This is a genomic window from Paenibacillus sp. J22P90, assembly GCF_059692195.1.
Window position 1 is genome coordinate 75,456 of record NZ_JCAUAY010000004.1, and the last position, 17,935, is coordinate 93,390.

At 43.3% G+C, this 17,935-nt stretch carries 15 protein-coding genes; 3 read left to right on the forward strand and 12 right to left on the reverse strand.

All coding sequences use genetic code 11. The features are described from left to right. Window positions 1-105: 105 nt before the first annotated feature. The 10 genes from AC58UX_RS14535 to AC58UX_RS14580 all read right to left on the reverse strand — a co-directional run bounded on the left by AC58UX_RS14535 (window position 106) and on the right by AC58UX_RS14580 (window position 11,698). Window positions 106-2,814, reverse strand: coding sequence for a beta-galactosidase (locus tag AC58UX_RS14535; protein ID WP_497253804.1), 2,709 nt, complete (start codon window positions 2,812-2,814; stop codon window positions 106-108). A gap of 261 nt (window positions 2,815-3,075) precedes the next feature. Next, complete coding sequence (locus AC58UX_RS14540; protein ID WP_497253806.1) at window positions 3,076-4,608, reverse strand: response regulator; 1,533 nt, start codon at window positions 4,606-4,608, stop codon at window positions 3,076-3,078. 13 nt (window positions 4,609-4,621) lie between these two features. Next, the gene (locus AC58UX_RS14545; RefSeq protein WP_497253808.1) at window positions 4,622-6,421 is read right to left on the reverse strand and encodes a sensor histidine kinase; all 1,800 of its coding nucleotides are present in this window, start codon (window positions 6,419-6,421) and stop codon (window positions 4,622-4,624) included. Between the two features lie 23 nt (window positions 6,422-6,444). Further along, complete coding sequence (locus AC58UX_RS14550) at window positions 6,445-7,740, reverse strand: ABC transporter substrate-binding protein (protein WP_497253810.1); 1,296 nt, start codon at window positions 7,738-7,740, stop codon at window positions 6,445-6,447. 63 nt (window positions 7,741-7,803) lie between these two features. Next, a complete protein-coding gene (locus tag AC58UX_RS14555) occupies window positions 7,804-9,276 on the reverse strand; it encodes a glycoside hydrolase family 32 protein (RefSeq protein WP_497253812.1) in 1,473 nt (490 codons plus the stop codon). A gap of 153 nt (window positions 9,277-9,429) precedes the next feature. Then, window positions 9,430-9,834, reverse strand: coding sequence for a VOC family protein (locus tag AC58UX_RS14560; protein ID WP_497253814.1), 405 nt, complete (start codon window positions 9,832-9,834; stop codon window positions 9,430-9,432). A 102-nt stretch (window positions 9,835-9,936) separates the two neighbouring features. Beyond that, window positions 9,937-10,335 carry a VOC family protein gene (locus AC58UX_RS14565; protein WP_497253816.1) on the reverse strand — a complete coding sequence of 133 codons (399 nt, stop codon included), beginning with the start codon at window positions 10,333-10,335 and terminating at the stop codon, window positions 9,937-9,939. Window positions 10,336-10,419: 84 nt separating this feature from the next. Beyond that, a complete protein-coding gene (locus AC58UX_RS14570; protein ID WP_497253818.1) occupies window positions 10,420-11,088 on the reverse strand; it encodes an RNA polymerase sigma factor in 669 nt (222 codons plus the stop codon). Between the two features lie 126 nt (window positions 11,089-11,214). Beyond that, entirely contained in the window at window positions 11,215-11,445 is a 231-nt protein-coding gene (locus tag AC58UX_RS14575; RefSeq protein ID WP_497253820.1) for a hypothetical protein, read from the reverse strand. An 88-nt stretch (window positions 11,446-11,533) separates the two neighbouring features. Beyond that, window positions 11,534-11,698 (reverse strand): hypothetical protein, encoded by a 165-nt coding sequence (locus AC58UX_RS14580; RefSeq protein WP_497253822.1) that lies wholly within the window; start codon window positions 11,696-11,698, stop codon window positions 11,534-11,536. A 477-nt stretch (window positions 11,699-12,175) separates the two neighbouring features. Between AC58UX_RS14580 and AC58UX_RS14585 the strand changes: the two genes are divergently transcribed. Continuing rightward, window positions 12,176-14,086: an endonuclease MutS2 gene (locus AC58UX_RS14585; protein ID WP_497253824.1), complete on the forward strand. Its 1,911-nt coding sequence runs from the start codon at window positions 12,176-12,178 to the stop codon at window positions 14,084-14,086. A gap of 183 nt (window positions 14,087-14,269) precedes the next feature. On the opposite strand, the gene AC58UX_RS14590 is transcribed toward AC58UX_RS14585, so the two are convergent. Both AC58UX_RS14590 and AC58UX_RS14595 read right to left on the reverse strand, forming a co-directional pair. Then, the gene (locus tag AC58UX_RS14590; RefSeq protein WP_497253826.1) at window positions 14,270-14,962 is read right to left on the reverse strand and encodes a GNAT family N-acetyltransferase; all 693 of its coding nucleotides are present in this window, start codon (window positions 14,960-14,962) and stop codon (window positions 14,270-14,272) included. Window positions 14,963-15,137: 175 nt separating this feature from the next. Then, complete coding sequence (locus AC58UX_RS14595) at window positions 15,138-15,425, reverse strand: hypothetical protein (protein ID WP_497253828.1); 288 nt, start codon at window positions 15,423-15,425, stop codon at window positions 15,138-15,140. A gap of 568 nt (window positions 15,426-15,993) precedes the next feature. Here AC58UX_RS14595 and AC58UX_RS14600 point away from each other — a divergent pair. Together AC58UX_RS14600 and AC58UX_RS14605 are read left to right on the forward strand one after the other, a co-directional pair. Further along, entirely contained in the window at window positions 15,994-16,938 is a 945-nt protein-coding gene (locus AC58UX_RS14600; RefSeq protein WP_497253830.1) for a hypothetical protein, read from the forward strand. A 336-nt stretch (window positions 16,939-17,274) separates the two neighbouring features. Next, window positions 17,275-17,715, forward strand: coding sequence for a hypothetical protein (locus AC58UX_RS14605; protein ID WP_497253832.1), 441 nt, complete (start codon window positions 17,275-17,277; stop codon window positions 17,713-17,715). The last annotated feature ends 220 nt before the right edge of the window (window positions 17,716-17,935 follow it).

Here is a 17,935-nt window from a genome sequence, read left to right on the forward strand (position 1 = left end):
TGACCACAATCTACGCAACGATGTCGTTTGCTTTTTGACACTGGGTGACACGCTTTCGAATTGCCGTGATGGGGTGGCAGTTTTCATGCGTAAGCTCCTTTCATATTAGCTGGCGGAGACAGGGACGAATCGGAATGGCTCCAAGATTGCATCGTTATCTAACCCTACTGCTTCCAACAGAATAGCAAGTTCATTCCCCTCTTCTTGCTCAAGGAACCAAGCTCCAGGCAAATAAAAGGATTCATCGCTTCCGCCACGGAAAATCGGTCGATTTGCACCGCCTTTGGTCCATAAACGCCCGACCAGATGTCCGTTGAAGAAAACCGTCAACTTCATATCTTGACCCTTGGCATATACTCGCCAGCCTAAGCCCTGGTTGCTATCTTCGAGTTCTCCGTAGAGCCATGCCACGGCTCCTGGTTTCATCGCAATCGCTTCTGTAACAGGCTTCGCATTGAGGTGTGTGCTCTGAGCATGCTGCAATAACCCATGCTCCTGACAACCCGCTAAGGTCCAATGATTCGCCGATGTACCTTCGTATAGTGTGATATGTCCGCTCAAAGCAATGTACGTTTTATCGAAAAACAGTGTAATGACCGCTGTTTCTCCCGCAGTTACGAATGGCGTAAGATCAAGAAACGGATCATGCGGATTCACTTGTCCCAGTGAATGGCCATTTACATAGGCATAAGCTTGGCTGAAGTTTCCTGGCGTATGAAGTATCCAACGATCCGCTGTGTCCGTCAGCTTAACTTGCTTGCGATAGCAGTGATGGGCAGGCAGATTTGCTGATAACCAACCTCCTATGCTCACCATCGGCCACTGCCCGTCGTCTACATCAGTTGCTGCATAATCATCTTTGATTTCACCGGATTGCAGGAGCTTGAATCGCCAGTTTTGGTTTAAATCTCTAGTCGACGTGACGCCGATCATGCCGGTGATTCCCTTCAGACTGTTTAAATGAAGGCCGGGAAGCGTCGTATCGTGGAAATTAGTATGTCCCCATATTTCTACACGGGCTGTTAGATCAGTCATAACTTGTATGCCATCAGGTATCGGCAGATAGCGACTTGTTCCGCCTGGTGCAACAGTCCCTAAATATTCTTCCCCAGTATAGAGTGAGATTACATCACTGGCTCGCTGTAGGATAAGGCCCTGGTAGTCAGTAGACTGCGACAATTGTGCTTTATACCAAGCGAATCCACGGTAAATTCCGAGCTTTTCTAAATGATCGGCATTGTCTCCTAGGGGGAACGTCTCATCTGAAAAGGAAAGTATTGGGTTAACCTTACTTAGCCGCCATGTTGTTTCCACTCCCTCGCTTTCCTTCGCTTGTACCGCAGGAGTTTCAATGAGCAGCTTTCCATCCCCATCGATGCCTTCCAAACGAAGCGCACGAGCTCGGCTCATCCCGATGATTTCAAGAATTTGTCCATCTGCTAAGTGGATCAAGGCTCTAGCTTCATTTTCCGAGGATTGAAAGGATAAGGTTACGCTTTGTTCAGATTGGGAATCATGAACTTTCATCTCGGCAGTCTTTACTTCAAACTCCGAAGCGAAGCTGAATCGAACTTCCCCTACTCCCTCCGAATGGAAAATGAAAAGCGTACGCTGCTCATTCGTTATATGTTTCACTTGCATCAGTTCAGTCGTTGCGTAATCGAGGTAGCCACCACCAGCAATCCCCCATGTTTGTAAAGGCACATGAAGTGGCAAAATCGGGCAATCGAGTGCCGATACATTCAAGTCGAATACAAGCTCGCCACCTTGCTTTAAGGCTAGTCGATTGCTAAGCTCACTAGGCGTTGCCTCAGCTAACGAGGTGCCATAGGTTTGAATGATATGATGCAGCAGCCTGCCCTCATACGCTTCCTCTCGAATATGCCCTTCTGGCGTAATCATGCCATGGAAATCATAATCCGACGTAAGGAACGAAAGTGGATCTCCCCAATTGTTGGCGGCATTCGTAAAGCCAAAGTTTGTCCCTGACGCCTGCAAATAAGGACCTAACAATTTGGCTCCCGCTGAAAGTAATCTTCGCAGCAAGAAGTGCGAGCGGTTCGTTTCGGTTACAAGTAAAGGATAGCCCCTGTGTGCTAATTCTTCTCTGTAATAGTGAACTCTCTCTTCAAAAGAAGGATCACGATCATTCGGATAAAAATTACAAGTGGGCACAACACCTTCAGCGAACCCGGATGCTTGGAACAAACCGCCTTGCCCTGCACAGGCGATCAAAGGAACCTTGATGCCATGCTGTAAGGCTAAATCTCTCAGCGCCGAAATATAGCCTTTGGGATCCTCACATGGGTAGAAATCAAGCTCATTCTCCAATTGAACAGCGATGATGGAACCTCCCTGCCCATGTTCATACTTCTGAAGAATGGGTAGAATCTGCTCATACCATCTAGCCACATGCGTTAAGAAATGCGGATCATTGTCTCGAATGCGCATGTTTTCTTCAATAAATAGATAGGCAGGTAATGCGCCCCCATCCCATTCGGAACAAATATACGGTCCTGGTCTTGCGATCACCCATAAACCAGTTTCCGAAGCCTCATGAAGGAACTGCGCAACATCTTTCTCTCCGCTGAAATCCCATACCCCTTTTTCGGTCTCATGATAATTCCAAGGAAAATATACATCAATTGCGTTATAACCATAGGCTTTCACTTTACGCAAGCGATCTTTCCACACCCCCCGTGGGAGTCGGAAGTAAAATAAAGAAGCACAAAGAATGATTTCTGATTTGCCATCGATCCGCAGCATATCAGGTGATAACTGAATGACTTGATTTTGGCTGATGGATTGTTGCACTCGTTATCCCCCCTCAGTTGGTTAAAATCTACTTCCCATTTGAAAATGAAACCCGTTTCATTCGCCAAGCAGGCTTCATGTTGTCCCTATTGCCAGTATAGATAAAATATAAAGCGCTTTCATTCAAATAAACTTTTAAATACATAAGAAAACACGAATGTTCAGAACATCATAAAAAAGCAAAAAGTTGTGAATTATAACGCAATTCACAACTCCATGCCTTCAATATTTCACGGATTTCTTATATTTTTCACACAATTTCTAGGACTCACATCTAAATTCTTTGACTGTTTTGCCTTCAAGCTCTTTAAACACTTTACAGAAATAAGAGGTTTCTTGAAAGCCTGTTTTTTCTGCGACTTCATATACCTTCAAGGCAGGATTCTGAAGCATGGATTTGGCCATACGAATTCGATAGCGATTCAAATACTCTATGAAGCGTAATCCTGTCTCACTTTTGAACAAATTGGATACATAATTAGCACTAAGATGAAGACTTTCTGCCAACTTGGCTACGGTGATATCCTCTGCATAATGCTCTTCTATGTAAGCAATAGCGGCTTGTATTTCTTTCCGGAAAGGCGTGTTCCCCATCGATTCATAATTTAGTTCTTTCTGCCATTTCTGGAACAATTGCTTGAGCTGCTTTAACGTAGGGAAGGCTTCGAGATCACGAATAATGTGTCGATAGGTTGCCTCCGCACTTGAAGAAAACATACCTCTCCCGATCGCAGCTGCTTTCGTTAATATAGTCGCTTCATGGATGACAACTTTCAATTCCTCTAACGATAACCTTCTTGCCAAAAGCATATCAAAGAAAAACTCAGTTTGTTTCTCTACTTCTTCAAATTGACCGCTTTGTATGGCAGACGCATAGGCTTTCATCGAAACCTCTAGACCTTGTGCTTCTCTAGGCTTTCTATCCGAATAGAAATAAACTTGATCGACCCCATCATAGATCGCTTGTTCGAGGGCCGTTTCTGCTTGACAAAACAATATCGTCCAATCCTGCAAATCATGTCCGATTGAACTAATGGCTACTGTCAGCGTACTAGGTTCACAATTATTCTTCTTATACAAAGCAGCTTGCAGCTTCAGATCTTCTCTACATTTTCGTTCGCTATGTTCATTTGGAAAATGCACCATGAGCACGGTTCGATGCTCTGAAATCTTAACTACTATGGAGGGCTCCCCCAGTTCAAATTGCAGGGCATTAGTCGAAAGAGCGTTAATCTCACCTTCAAATAGCATAATGGCAATAGGACCCGTAGGAATTGGGAAGCGTATCGCTCTGGCTTGATCCTCCATTTCATCAACCGTCTTCAATTCGCCCAAGATGAGTTTACGTCCTAGTAAATGCCACATTTCTTGCAGATTCTCATTTCGAATAGCTGCTTGTCTCTTTAGATGAAGCTCCGCTTCAATTTTCGTTTTCATTTGCAGGAGTAATTGCTGCAGAGATTCAGGTTCCAGATCATGCTTAAGTAAATAGTCCTCAGCACCAAGCTTTAGCGCCTCCTTCACGAAACGAAAATCATCAAAGGAGCTTAGCGCGACAATTTTAATCGAATCATCCTGTAGCTTCACCTTCTGAATCAAATCGATCCCATTCATTTCGGGCATGGATATATCAGTTAGGATCAAATCGACATGTTGATGATGCAATAAGTCTAAGGCATGTACACCATTTAGCGCTTCGCTCACGATTTGAAAGCCGTAATCTTCCCAACGAATAATCGATTTGATCGCATAGCGATAGATCGCATTGTCTTCAACGATCATGGCGTTCAACATACTAAGCCCACCCTTAACGTTTTATTTTAAAAGGAATACGAACAATGGCTTTGGTACCCAATCCTAAAGCACTCTCATAGCTAAGACCATAATGCGGCCCATAATAGAGCTGTATTCGCTCATGAACGTTGTGAATGCCGATACCTGTCACACCTGGAACTGATTCTTTTTGAGAGCCAACATGCAGGATATTCGCGACCTGTTCGGCATCCATCCCTTTCCCATTGTCTTCTACGGTAAGTAGTACATCTCGCTCAACCACCGTCGCGGTTATTCGGATTTCACCTATCCCCTTCGACATCTCGATGCCATGAAGGATCGCATTTTCGACCAATGGCTGTAAGATAAAATAAGGGACTTCACATGCCAGTAATGACGTATCCACCTCAAAATGCATTTGAAAAGCTTCTCCATAACCAATTTTTTGGATAAACACATAATTCTTTAGCAGAGTCAACTCTTGGTCTAAGCTATGAAATTCACCAACCCGTCGTACTGAAGATTTCAATAAGTCGATAACGGAGGAGATCATGCGCTCAATCTCTGGTTGTTCGTTCATGCGCGCATACCATTTCACCGTGCCGAGAGTGTTATATAGAAAATGAGGATTAATTTGACTTCTTAACACCGTAAATTCCGCTTGCTGCTTCGCGATTTGCTCCTTGTAGACAATATTAATGAGCTCATTAATTCGAGCCAACATGAAATTAAAACGGAGTGATAAACTTCCGATTTCATCTTTTCCCAGTGGAACGATTCGTACATCAAAATTGCCATCTTCTACGCGTCGCATCGTCTGCTCCAAAATCTTAATATTTCGCGTAGCGGAGTTGGAAAGAATGGCTGCAATTCCCGTCGAGATGAGTACCGCAACTAATGAAACCAAAATAATGACAAAAACTAATATTTGCGTACCCGAGAGTAAAACAGACATTGGAATAAAACAAAGCACACGCCATCCCAAGGTCGGTGTTCGCTCTTGGACGAATAAATGGCTATCCGTGCCTGCGAATTCCACCGTAGCCATGGCTGCATCCTGTTCACTCAGTATATTTGTTATACTGTTGCGTATGAGTTTGTCCGTTTCAGGACTTCCTCCACCTACAAGCAATTCGTTTACTGGGTTGAGAATGGCGACATTGCTCTGTTTAATAATGGAACTCCCACTGCCTAGCGAAAGAAAAAAGCTCGAATCTAGACTATAAATAATGGTTCCTAGGCTGCGATCAATGTGGTTTACATCAACAAAATCTCTGATCAGAAACACTTCATTTCGCTCACGAAAGGAAGGTGTCCAACCTGTGCTAAGATTTTGTGCCTGAAGATATGACTCCGCTTTCAATGTCATGGTCGAAACGGCATCATGATTCAGTGTATGATCCAACCCTTTCTTATTTTCCCACCAATACAATTGTCCTGTGTTCGTTTGGATCATGATGGCATTCAGATAAGGATTACCATTGCCATATTGCGCAAGCAGAAATTCCATTCGACTCCGGAAGGCCGGATAGCTCTCACTCGTTACCTCTTCCCCTTGTTCAGCCACAATATGCCGAATATTCGTATCACTGAGCACATAGACAGAGGAGGTGAAAGCTTCCTTCGCTTTGTTCTCAATATTGTCCGACACTTGATGGATAACTTGCATAGAGAGATCCTTCGTATTCGCTTCAATAAACTTGGTTGAAGCATAAATCGCTACCCCACCAACGGTTGTAGAGATGAACAGAATGAGAATCATATTAGAAAGGAAAAACTTCGTACGAATTCGAAAATCCTTGAAACGATTTGATAACGGTTGAAAAGCTCTCATTCATCGTTGCTCCTTACCCAACCTCATTTGGAGGGTCGACGATTTTGATTAAACGCTTGATCCAGCTCTTGAATACAAGTGTCCATATTATGAGTGGGGTCTATGATGAATTTCGTAATTGCGTTAAGAAACACCTTCTGCAGATCTTGGTTCACAAAATCAATATAGAGACTGGACCAATCGAACGTTTTACCGGTTTGTATATAGCTTGAATCTAATTCGATATAGGTTGGGTCAAAATCTTTAGGTAAACCTTTGATGACGGAAAGCGCTTTCTTATTTGTCTGAAAAACGTTGCCCATTTGTTGCGTTGCAAAGAGCTCCAACGTTTTTATAGCTGCATCTTTATGAGGCGATTTAGGATTCACGACAATGCCGCCTGTGGATTTCAAACCGAATAAAGCCTTTTGCGGATCTGTCGAATAAGGAAATGCGAATAAGCCCAAATTACTCGCTGGATTTTTGGATTTCACTCCATCCACTGTCCAAGTGCCGTTAATGATCATGCCTGCTTTCCCTTCGGCAAGCAGCATTTGCGCCTGATTCCAGTCTGTTTCGAATGGTTTTTTATTGACGTATTTCAGACGCTCACCGAATCGCTGCAAAATCTCTTTGAACTGGATTTGATTGTCCTTAAAGGAGGTTTTACCTGCTTCAATATCCGCAATCCAAGTTGGATTAGAAGCATATTGATTCGCCAACATATCTGCCGCGAGATCCCAGCTAATCGTCCATGCATCCTTATAACCTGCTGCGATCGGGGTAATCCCCACATTTTGCAGAGCTTCACAAGCTTCGATGAATTGTTTCCATGTTTTCGGCGGCTCTTTAATATTCGCTTTGGCAAATGCGTCTTTATTGTAAATCACACCAACACCGTTCACATCAATTGGCAGCGCCCATACACGACCATCGGCTGACTTCACGCCGCTTAGGTAACGTTCGTCAATGTGAGCTAGAATCGGCTGATTACTTAAATCCATTGCATAGCCAGAGCGAATAAAATCCATCGCTGTGTCCAAATTATCGATCATATACATATCCGGCATATTGTCCGAAATTGCCCAAGTACGCAGCAAACGCAGATAGTTGCCCCCATCCACTCCGGTAAGCGCGAATGAATAAGAAGGATTTTGCTTACTGAATAGCTGCGTCCCTATATCTAGCCATTTCCGAGCCCCCTCCTCATCAAAATGGTGGACCCATGAAAGTGTTTGTACGTCCGGCTGGCTGCGGGGAACTTTGGTTACATTCTGTGATTGACACGCAGTTAACACCATTACAATGGATAGGCCAACGGATATGATACGAGCTTTCATCCAATCACTCTTTCTTTTGATAACGTTTACATAAGTATTCGAAAGACATAACCCATTTCTGATCTATAATTCCCACACATCTAGCCCTTCCATGAAAGCTCCACCATCTCTAGCAAAAAGCTTAACACCAAGGCTATCCTTTTTCGGATAGATGCGGTTCGTGACCGTTTTCATTCCATTATTCGCGAATAATTCAATGGAAGATCGATCGATAAAAATATGCAACTTGATGCAGCCGTCTTCCAAAGGATGAATTCGCACTTCACTCATGGTCGACTCACCTTGACCTGAATGCGTACGATCTACACGAAGAGTCAGATCTGCTACCGTGAAAGACACTTCCGTATACTCGGTACCATCCTCTGAGCATCGAAGTTGAAGTCCGAACACGCCCTCCGATTGCGATACGTTAAATTCAGCAACAAGCTCAAGCTGAGTGCCTTTTACATCTAACTGGGTAACTTCGCCTTGTTCGATTTTGCGTCCATCCACCCGGTGATGTTGCTTGCGCAACTTACCTAATTCCTTGACAGGCTGCATCCGAAGTGTGCCATCATCCGCAAGTGTCAGCTCGCGAGGAAGCGTGAACGCCCCCATCCAACCATGAGCTTGCTCGGGCATTTGGGCACCCCAAATGTTCATCCAGCCGATGAGGATGCGCCGTCCGTTACCGTCCACCAACGTTTGCGGTGCATAGAAATCGAATCCGTAATCCAATCGCTCAGCATAATAATGATTGAATTTCCCCGTTCCGTAGCATAGCTTGCCCGTGAGATACAACGTCTTAGTTGCCCCCATATTCATTGGCGAAATGATGAGTACATGCTCATCCCGTCTACCGAGTGGAAATAAATCAGGACACTCCCACATATCCCCCATCGTCCCATCGCTCTCCGCCGCAATCCCGAGATAGCGCCATGACAGAAGGTCCGATGAAGTGTATATGACTGTTTTGCCTAAACCATCCCTACCGTAACCGATCACCATGTACCACTGACCCTCATGCTGCCACACTTTCGGATCCCGGAAGCCAGAACCTCCCTCCTCATGTGAACACGCAATGACAGGATTAGCCTCTGATTTTGTAAACGTAATCCCATCTTTGCTTGATGCAATACACTGAACCTCCACGGGTGTTCGTCCATCAACATGCCCGGTGTACACTAACGTTAGTACGCCATTATGATCAGCTGCACTCCCCGACCAGCAGCCAATACCGCCCGTGTTACCGCTATCATACGCTTCGGATGGTGCTAATGCGATGGGAAGGTGCTCCCAATTCACCAAATCCTTGCTTTTAGCATGCCCCCAGTGCATCGGTCCCCATTTGGGCTCGTAGGGGTAATGCTGATAAAACACGTGGTACTCGTCGTTCCAATAAATAAGCCCGTTGGGATCATTCATCCAACCTGCCGGTGGCATAACATGATAGCCAAGTCTAAAGTCATCAACGACCAACTCGGCGGCTTGATCTACCGCTTGAGTTGCTTTGTTCACAAGTTCCATATGGCGCTTATTAGCTTCCGTCAACTTCATTTATCCCCCTCGCATGATAAGAATGCTTCTATGCATGTGATCTATCTATATTTCGCATTAGGGTATGAATTTCCTCTATCGCAGTAAGGGACTTGAACAAAAACAGCCAATCATTTAGATTGGCTGTTAAGGAAATTCCAGATACATGTAATACTAGTATTTATTTAGATAATTGATTTGCCACGAGACTCCGAAGCGGTCGTTCAACCAACCAAACTTTTCACTGAATCCATAATTACCTAATGGCATTAGAGCTTGTCCACCATCTATAAGTTTCCCATAAAGCTCATCAATTTCTTCTTCCGTATTACAAACAACATATATTGAGTACGAAGGTGTAAAGGAGAATGCATGTTTAACATAACTATCAATACACATAAACTCCTGCCCTTTTAATGTGAAAGTAGCCTGCATTACCGTTCCTTCTACTCCGGCTTCATTAGAACCATACCGAACAATTCTTGTAATTTCTGACTCCTCAACGAGTGAAGTATAAAAGTTCATCGCTTCTTCTGCCTTGCCATCTTGAAACATTAAGAAAGGGATTACCTTCTCCATTGTATGCTCCTCCTTTAATACGATCGAATTATAGTATATCCTATCTTCAACTAAACTGTCAGTTCGTTGAAAAATGACTTTGACTGAAAATGGTCATCAAAGCTATAATGCTTTGTTTTCAATTGGTATGACTTCAATAATATTAATAATGTGACCATCGGGATCGCAGACATCAAACATAATATGATGATTCCATGGCGAGGTCCACTCTTCGATCGGCTTTAACTTGTACCCGCTCAGATCCAAGTCTCTATACATTTCCCTTACATTTGATGCCTTCAGATTGTAACTATGATAATCCAAAACTTGAACTTGCTCCGATTCAACTAAAGTCAATAGCGGCCATCCGCCGTTATCCTGGCTGAAGAAAAACGTTGCTCCACGACCTGGATCCCAATTCTCGATTCCACGGCATCTCAACCCAAGAGCGGAATAGAATGGAATCGAATTCTCTAGAGAAGTCACACGTACAAATACTGACCCTAATGTTTGCACTCCCATTTTGCATCCTCCAATATATGAATATTTTCTACACGAAATAAACGACATTCTTTATAAAAACCAAACATCCTCCGTGGAAAAAAATTATTCCGTCACCATAAATCTGTTTCCATCTGGATCATCAATATAGAAAACAAGTTTGCCATCCACCCATAGTAGGCTGCTTATACGTACCCTTCGCTTTGCGAGTCCTACATATACACGGCAAATCGCCCTCGGATCTCGTCTACGAAATGCATTAACCAATTCATCGAAATCAAGAGGTCCCCACTGCTCTGATGAATCATTCGATCTCGAACGGACCTCGCTCACCCTCGATTGTAAGGCGATTTTTCTCAGCCTGAATCGTGCACGACTAAGAGCAACTTGTACAGCCTCTTCGGTAGAGGAAAGAAAGATTGCTGTCTCTTTTGCTGTGAAATCAAACACATCCCTGAATAACAGAATTACCATAGATCTAGGGGATAGCCGATGTGCTAGTACTTCCAACAGCTCTCTCGTCGTCAGTCCCTCATCGTTAATAGCCACTTCGGGCACAGAATTTTCTAGCATCCACATATGGCCTTTATTACGCTTCCATTTATCCTTCCAAGCATTGCTTACAGCCCGGAATAAGTATGCTTTCGAAATCGGCTTTAGAGGATTCGCATCTAGGATACGGTGAACCTTCAACAACGTATCTTGCGTTAAATCTTCAGCCTCCCATGGATCATTCGATATTCGTAATCCGTATTTGTAAATCAATGCCTTCATTCGTTGCAAATCCTGCAAAGATTCCAGTATGATCTTCCTTCCTTAGAGAAAATTGATAATTCCTTTTTTTGTTGATTTTAACTTAGAAGAATCGATACTCCCTTTAGGGAGGCGGATCTATAAAACTCATCTTTGCTTTCTGAATTTATATACTTCTATTATCAATTCTATTGAGCAAAAAGCCACCGTTAAAATACCAATAAAAGATAAAATATAGAGGATGCCTCTAACTGTAATATAAGCGATTGGCATGCTATCAAAAAGTTTTTGTATAGTATGAAAGGCAATCGGATTATTTAATAATAGAAGAATTACACCAGCAAATATTCCGTAAAGTAAATTTCTTTTTTGATCCATATTCAATAAAAACCTCCTTTGATCAGCAGTTCTTATATTCGTCCAGTCTCACACTATTACAAAAAGTTGGGTATTTGGACAAGCGCCATTAATCTTTAAGCTCTATAGCCTTCCACATGGTACGTCCATCTTTGTCATATCCAGTCATCTCCTGAGGAACAAGACTGCTATCTGTGCTTGTCATATGAATAAGCAATGGTTCTTCTTGTATATGCTTTTTTGCTTCTTCATATCCGAGTTGCAACGCTTCCATTGAAGTAGTGCTAAGACGGCAGCCGCGTAATAATGGTCTTCGTTTTAGCATTTTAACTGTTTTGCATACGCTACGCGATCCGAATATCCATTATTTGTATTATTAATATTCTCTCCTGAATTACGTAAACCTCCTATTGAAAACCTCGATAACGTTTTATCTCATGGAAAGTTTGATTTAAGTTATTTTCTCCCAGGATTTCCAGACTGCACTCGCATATGATAAGGGTATACTAGCAGTAGAGTAATTTAAAGGAGAGATTTTAATGTCTGAGGTCGTTCTTAACTAGCAATTTCATACTGCAATCTGTTTTGTTTGGCGTACGCGAGTAAACCGTTCAATTGAACAGGTTTGTTTTGTCGTGCTCTACTGGCAGGTTGCAAATTGATGCTGTTAAGAACATCAGTTTCTCCCTAAGGGACTGGAAACGATTGTTGTTTCCAGTCCCTTTTTTTGTACCCAAAAGGAGGCATTTATTTGAACAAGTCCATTTATCAAAATTTGGAATACAATCGCATTAAACAGCGTCTAGCCGACTTTGCCATGAGTTATTTGGGCCGCGCCCATATTGAGAACATGGAACCAAAAATCGAGATGGCCATGGTCGCAACACTACTTCAAGAGACCGAAGAAGCGGTTAGTGTCATTGCCTACGGTGCTAGTGTGCCTATCCCGTCCCTAGAAGGAATTGAACCGCTTATAGGCACGTTCGGGAAAGGATTTATTTTTACGCCGCAGGACTTTATGCACTTCGCCAGATTCATCGAAAGTACACAGCAACTTAAGAGCTTTATGAAAAAGAAGGAATCCGTCACCCCGCGAATCACCTCATACGCGCTATCCCTTTATGACCTGCGCGAACTGCTGGCCGAGATCCGGCGCTGTATCCGCAACGGTCAAATCGATAACGAGGCGAGCGCTGCCTTGTCGCGTGTCCGTAAAAAGATGAACATACTAGACGACCGAATCCGTAAAAAACTCGACACGGCATTGTCCAAATACCGCAGCTATTTGCAGGAAAGCGTCATCTCGACGAGAGGAGGCCGGTACGTATTGTCCGTGAAGAAGGAGTACCGCAAACAAGTTGGCGGTGCCGTGCTAGATGAGTCGGCAAGCGGTCAGACTGTATTTATTGAGCCGGTTGATATCGCTGACTTGTATGTTGAACTTATGCACCTACAGGCCGAGGAGACCACGGAGGAAACAAAGATACTCAGTGATCTTACGGATCTGGTTGAGGAAAATAAATATGGCATTTCAATAAATTTGGAGACGATTGGACATTACGACTTTATGTTCGCAAAGGCTAAATACGCGAAAACAATCAACGGACGAACGGTCAAACTAAACGATTGCGGTCGGATCTCCGTGCTCAACGGACGTCATCCGCTGCTCGGCGGGCATTCCGTGCCGCTTGATATCCGCATCGGCGACGATTTTCGCGCGCTTGTTATTACAGGACCCAATACGGGAGGCAAAACCGTTTCACTGAAAACCGTCGGTCTACTGACACTTATGGTGCAGTCGGGTTTGCTCGTTCCGGTAGGAGAAGGAAGCGAATTTGCTGTGTATAGATCCGTTATGGTCGATATCGGAGACGGACAAAGTCTTGAAAATTCGCTCAGCACATTCTCTTCGCATGTCAAAAACGTGATTGGCATCCTCAAGGAGGCTGGACCATCGTCACTGGTCCTTCTCGACGAGCTTGCTTCAGGAACCGACCCTGGCGAAGGAATCGGCCTATCGATCGCAGTGCTTGAGGAACTGTACCGCCGTGGGGCAACGGTTATGGCGACGACGCATTTTAACGAGATTAAGAAATTTGCCGACGCTGCGCCCGGCTTCGAGAATGCGCGTATGGAATTCGACGCGGAAACGCTTGAGCCCCTATACAAGTTGACGATTGGTCAAGCGGGCTCCTCCTATGCCTTCTATATCGCGCAAAAGCTCGGTATGCCGCTTGCGCTGATCGAGAGATCGAAGCAGATCACATACGAGGCGACGCAACGGTCACCCGAAGCGCCTATAATCGCTTCGACGGTTACAGGAGAAACGCCTGTAAAAGTCCCGTTGAACGTAAAAAGGGAGCGTGCGCCAATGCCTAATTTTGCTATTGGCGACTGCGTTTGGGTGCACTCGCTGCGCCGTACAGGTATTGTTTGCAGCGAGCCGGATCATCGTGGAAACATTACTGTGCAAATCCAGAAGGAGAAAGTTCGCATCAACCGCAAGAGATTGTCTCTATATATCGAGCGCAGTAAGTTATACCCAGAAGGAGACTACGATATGGACATCGTTTTCGAATCGAAAGACACTCGAAAGAAGCGTAAGAAGATGAGCAAACGACATGTTGAAGGGCTAACAATTGAATATAAGGAAAATCAATAACCGAGTTATCATGCATTTTGATCGAATTGGATGATATCGCCATCTCCAGGATAGCTATGATAATATGTGCGTCTTTTAACAACATTCGTACCAAATGGCAAAAAACCCGAGGATGCTTTCCCTCGGGTTTTTGTTTGTGTATACTCCAGATGGCTGTTTTATATAGTTTATATCAAATGCTCGTCAAGTCCGATTACGTCTAACATCGAGGCGCATCCGTAGCAGGGGTCCGCCGTTTGAGTTGGCGACGCCGATGACGACAAACCCTACCGATTCATAAAACGCCTTCGCGTGTTTAGTGGACACCTCTATTCGCAAATCACGACGTGCAATGTCAGCGATTAGCGAACTGGCAACGCCTTGTCTCTTATAGTCAGGATCAGTGAACAGATCCTCGAGTTCGAGGAAGTCGTCGACCGGACGCGCTGATGCGAAGCCGACGACCCGCCCGTCAACAACAGCAACATTCGCGAATGGCAGCATCGCGACATCCCACACGAGCCACTCGGGATGAGCGGCGACTAGCTGGTGATCATCTTTGTTTGTTAGTGAAGCTCGGCGATAGACGTCACGTATTGTGTCGACGTCGCCCGTGACCGCGCTCCGAATGACGAGGTCAGACGATATGAATCGAGAGGTCGGCAACCCATCGTCAAACTGAGTAATCCACGCTCCTTCTCGCTTGAGGTTTTCGATCCTGTCTCGGATCAAATCGGCGATTTGACTCTCACCCTCTCCATCAACTAATGCTTTCTCTAATGCTTTAATCTCGATTGAAATGATAAATCGCTTAAGCTCAGCCACATTCATAGTGAACGCTCCTCGTCCGACAGTTAAACCGCCACAGTATACTTGATGTATATTATCACTGAGCAAGTTTAGTCTATCGAAATGGCTGTCTCGGATCGCTCAATAAAAAGAACCACCCGCACGGGCGAATCTTTTATTACCGTTCAAAGCGTATTCCCTAAGGAATGTTCGCTATCTTTATTAACACATTTTATCTAGTTAATCTCCTAAGAGATAATCTGTCAACGCAAAAAGCTCTTGTCTAGTGCATACTCCGTATTTTCTTAGGTAACTGTTTAGCATATTCCTTTTCGAGTTTAAGCTTTAAATTCTTATCGCCCAACATCTTAAACAGCCATTTGACCTTTTCTTCTTCCTTCGCATACTTTTTCAGCATTTCAGACTGAACAGCGATCAAAGCCTCCATAAAACTCCGTTCCTCAATATCTCCAGCAAAACGATTATTAACATATTTATTAAACAGTTCATCGATCGGATTATATTCAAAAGGATCGACTTCCATGTCTTCGAGAAATTTTAAGTGATTCACGGGGATCATCCCCTCCTTTACTAAACAATGAATGGCTTCATTCTAACACGGATAGGATCAAAAATCATTTTCCGTATATTGGCAGTTGATTAGCGCGGTCTCACGTTGATATAATCAAGTTGTCATTTTGTTTGCTTCTCTTTAATAAGCAAAGTCCTCCTTTAAAAAGGGGGATTTTTTTTTTGCCTTTACTGAGGAATCCTGCCCGATATTTGAATAAAGGCAGCCGTTCAATTAGACGGCTGCCTTCTCCATTCAACTAAAGTTCCACGTTAGCGTAATCTGGGCTGTGGGTTATTCATTATGATATAACATTGCCTTTTAATGAGACGACAATACCATTCAGTGCCTACGTACGGCTCGCCATAAAGGGAACTGACGGCAATCCAAAGTAATATGCCAATAACTATAGCAAATCTAGTATTTGAAGGTTTCTTAATCAAACGAAAGGTATGTATAAATTTGTAAATCCCCCCTCATATTCCTAAAGTAGCAACTGTGCATTAGTAGTAGCAATCCAAGTAATCCGTACATAATTTGAAGTAATTTCATATATGGAGGTTTTGGAATGCTCATAAGAACAATAGATCAATTCACGAACAACACCTTTGTATCTCCGAATGAAATTGGTTTTACGGATGATGTTTTCGGATTTCTAAAATTAGACCAAAAAATAATCGTAAAACGTGGAACACGGATTCGACGCAACCTCTCCGTCACTTTAGAAGCATTTGAAGACGATCCCCAACCGGCTTTCAAATTAACGGAGTCCAACCAGAGATTATTTAAACTAAGAAACAACGCGACTTATATCGTACAGTATGATACCAGGAAGAACATATTCCGCATCGGAAGACGAATAAACAATACCAGTTCCACCCATAGAACAAAAATCCTAGCCCGTGTAAAGCCTTCACAAGAAATTAACATGGATTTATATAGGAAAAACTTAGTTGCAACTGTAAAGCTGATGAGCACTCTATTGAATCGCATTGTTGCGAATCCCCGCTTCGCACTCGCATTAACTCGTGTACTGAAGCTTGGAAAGGAGGAACAGTTGCTTGATTTATTAGAGAATACCCTTGGTCCGTTTTCATTTAGCGATAATAAATTGTTTCGATTATCGGCAGGAACACCGGGGAATTTCTCTGCTTGCGTAGGCGCTGCATTCTTGACGAATTTCTGCAATGCCTTCACTCTCGTAATCGGACGTTCTGCGTTACGCCCTGCCCATGTTCGAGCATTGGCCAAAACATTAATTCCGTTATACAGAAGAATCGCCCAGGATAGCAATTATGCCGAAAAATTAACGAGCGCGATCTTTTCGAAGAATGTAGCAAAAGTCCGCGCTCTTATTCGTCAGACGATTAGTTCCCCATCCCTTACAGTTACATTGCCGCCCAATGATCGGGTTGCCCCTGAAACTCCCCCCAGTCGAATTAATCGGCTTCGCATATGCCTCCGTCTAGGTGAGGTTGTGTACTGCTCAGAATTTCATTTATTGCTTGTCTAGTGGAAGATATCGAAGATATGTTATTTTTTAATCGTATACCTACATTTTGAAACGATATCAATACTTCAATAACGCAGGGAGCAGCTGCCGGCCGTGGCGAACTGCTTTCTATTTATTATGCTAAAGTTTTCCTTTAGCTTAATGATCTGACCTGTCATTTATCGTGATTGACAGTTAATTTGGCGAATAGCATATTTTTATATTCTCAGCTGCGAACGGGCAGTTTCGTGAATGTTGAACTATAGGAATCAATTATTGCCTTCTATGATTCGTCCATGCAATTTAGTAGAATCAAGCATATTATTTAGTATACAGGAAAAGGAGGGGGAGAAATCAATGTCAGGACTAGTAAAATTTTTTAAACATGATGAGCCAGTTGAAAGATTTCAGGCAACACCGGTTTTCACTTTATCCAAAACTTCAGAAGTAATATTAGCAGACATTAAATTAAAAGATGTTGATTCGGATGACCGTGTGGAATTAAAAGCAACAATTGGTTGGAGTAGTGAACCTAATGATGATGTTGTAGTAATATGGAGAATTCGGAGAAAGGATATCACTGGTGACGAAATTTATAATACTAAGGATGGTATCGGTGTTGATGATGGTGAAAAGAGAGCCCAGACTACAAGTTTTTTCCATGTAGATAAAACAAAAAATGATGACCCGAAATACATTCTCACCGCACAAGTAGACCCTGTTTTATCGAGCGATAATGTTGCTTTTGTAAATGGTCCAATAGTATTCATAGGTATTGTCTATAAAGAAAACGACTAAACATTGTAAAATAAGCACTTACCTAAAAAGTTTCTAGTTAATAATTGCAGATTAAGATACCCGTATGATGGACACTTGAAAAAGTGCTTCTCTTGCGGGTAATTTGTGTTTTAATCGAAATACTGTTCATGTCAAGAGTGGCCTTGTGTTTAGATACATTACGGGGAACCTTATCCCTGGTTAATTTATAATTCCAGTATGCATAATAGTGGTTATGATG

What these genes read in the sequence shown, in the direction of transcription:
- AC58UX_RS14540 (WP_497253806.1), bottom strand. Translation starts at nt 4,608, where the DNA reads ATGTTGAACGCCATGATCGTTGAAGACAATGCGATCTATCGCTATGCG.
- AC58UX_RS14545 (WP_497253808.1), bottom strand. Translation starts at nt 6,421, where the DNA reads ATGAGAGCTTTTCAACCGTTATCAAATCGTTTCAAGGATTTTCGAATT.
- AC58UX_RS14550 (WP_497253810.1), bottom strand. Translation starts at nt 7,740, where the DNA reads ATGAAAGCTCGTATCATATCCGTTGGCCTATCCATTGTAATGGTGTTA.
- AC58UX_RS14555 (WP_497253812.1), bottom strand. Translation starts at nt 9,276, where the DNA reads ATGAAGTTGACGGAAGCTAATAAGCGCCATATGGAACTTGTGAACAAA.
- AC58UX_RS14560 (WP_497253814.1), bottom strand. Translation starts at nt 9,834, where the DNA reads ATGGAGAAGGTAATCCCTTTCTTAATGTTTCAAGATGGCAAGGCAGAA.
- AC58UX_RS14565 (WP_497253816.1), bottom strand. Translation starts at nt 10,335, where the DNA reads ATGGGAGTGCAAACATTAGGGTCAGTATTTGTACGTGTGACTTCTCTA.
- AC58UX_RS14570 (WP_497253818.1), bottom strand. Translation starts at nt 11,088, where the DNA reads ATGAAGGCATTGATTTACAAATACGGATTACGAATATCGAATGATCCA.
- AC58UX_RS14575 (WP_497253820.1), bottom strand. Translation starts at nt 11,445, where the DNA reads ATGGATCAAAAAAGAAATTTACTTTACGGAATATTTGCTGGTGTAATT.
- AC58UX_RS14580 (WP_497253822.1), bottom strand. Translation starts at nt 11,698, where the DNA reads ATGGAAGCGTTGCAACTCGGATATGAAGAAGCAAAAAAGCATATACAA.
- AC58UX_RS14600 (WP_497253830.1), top strand. Translation starts at nt 15,994, where the DNA reads ATGCTCATAAGAACAATAGATCAATTCACGAACAACACCTTTGTATCT.
- AC58UX_RS14605 (WP_497253832.1), top strand. Translation starts at nt 17,275, where the DNA reads ATGTCAGGACTAGTAAAATTTTTTAAACATGATGAGCCAGTTGAAAGA.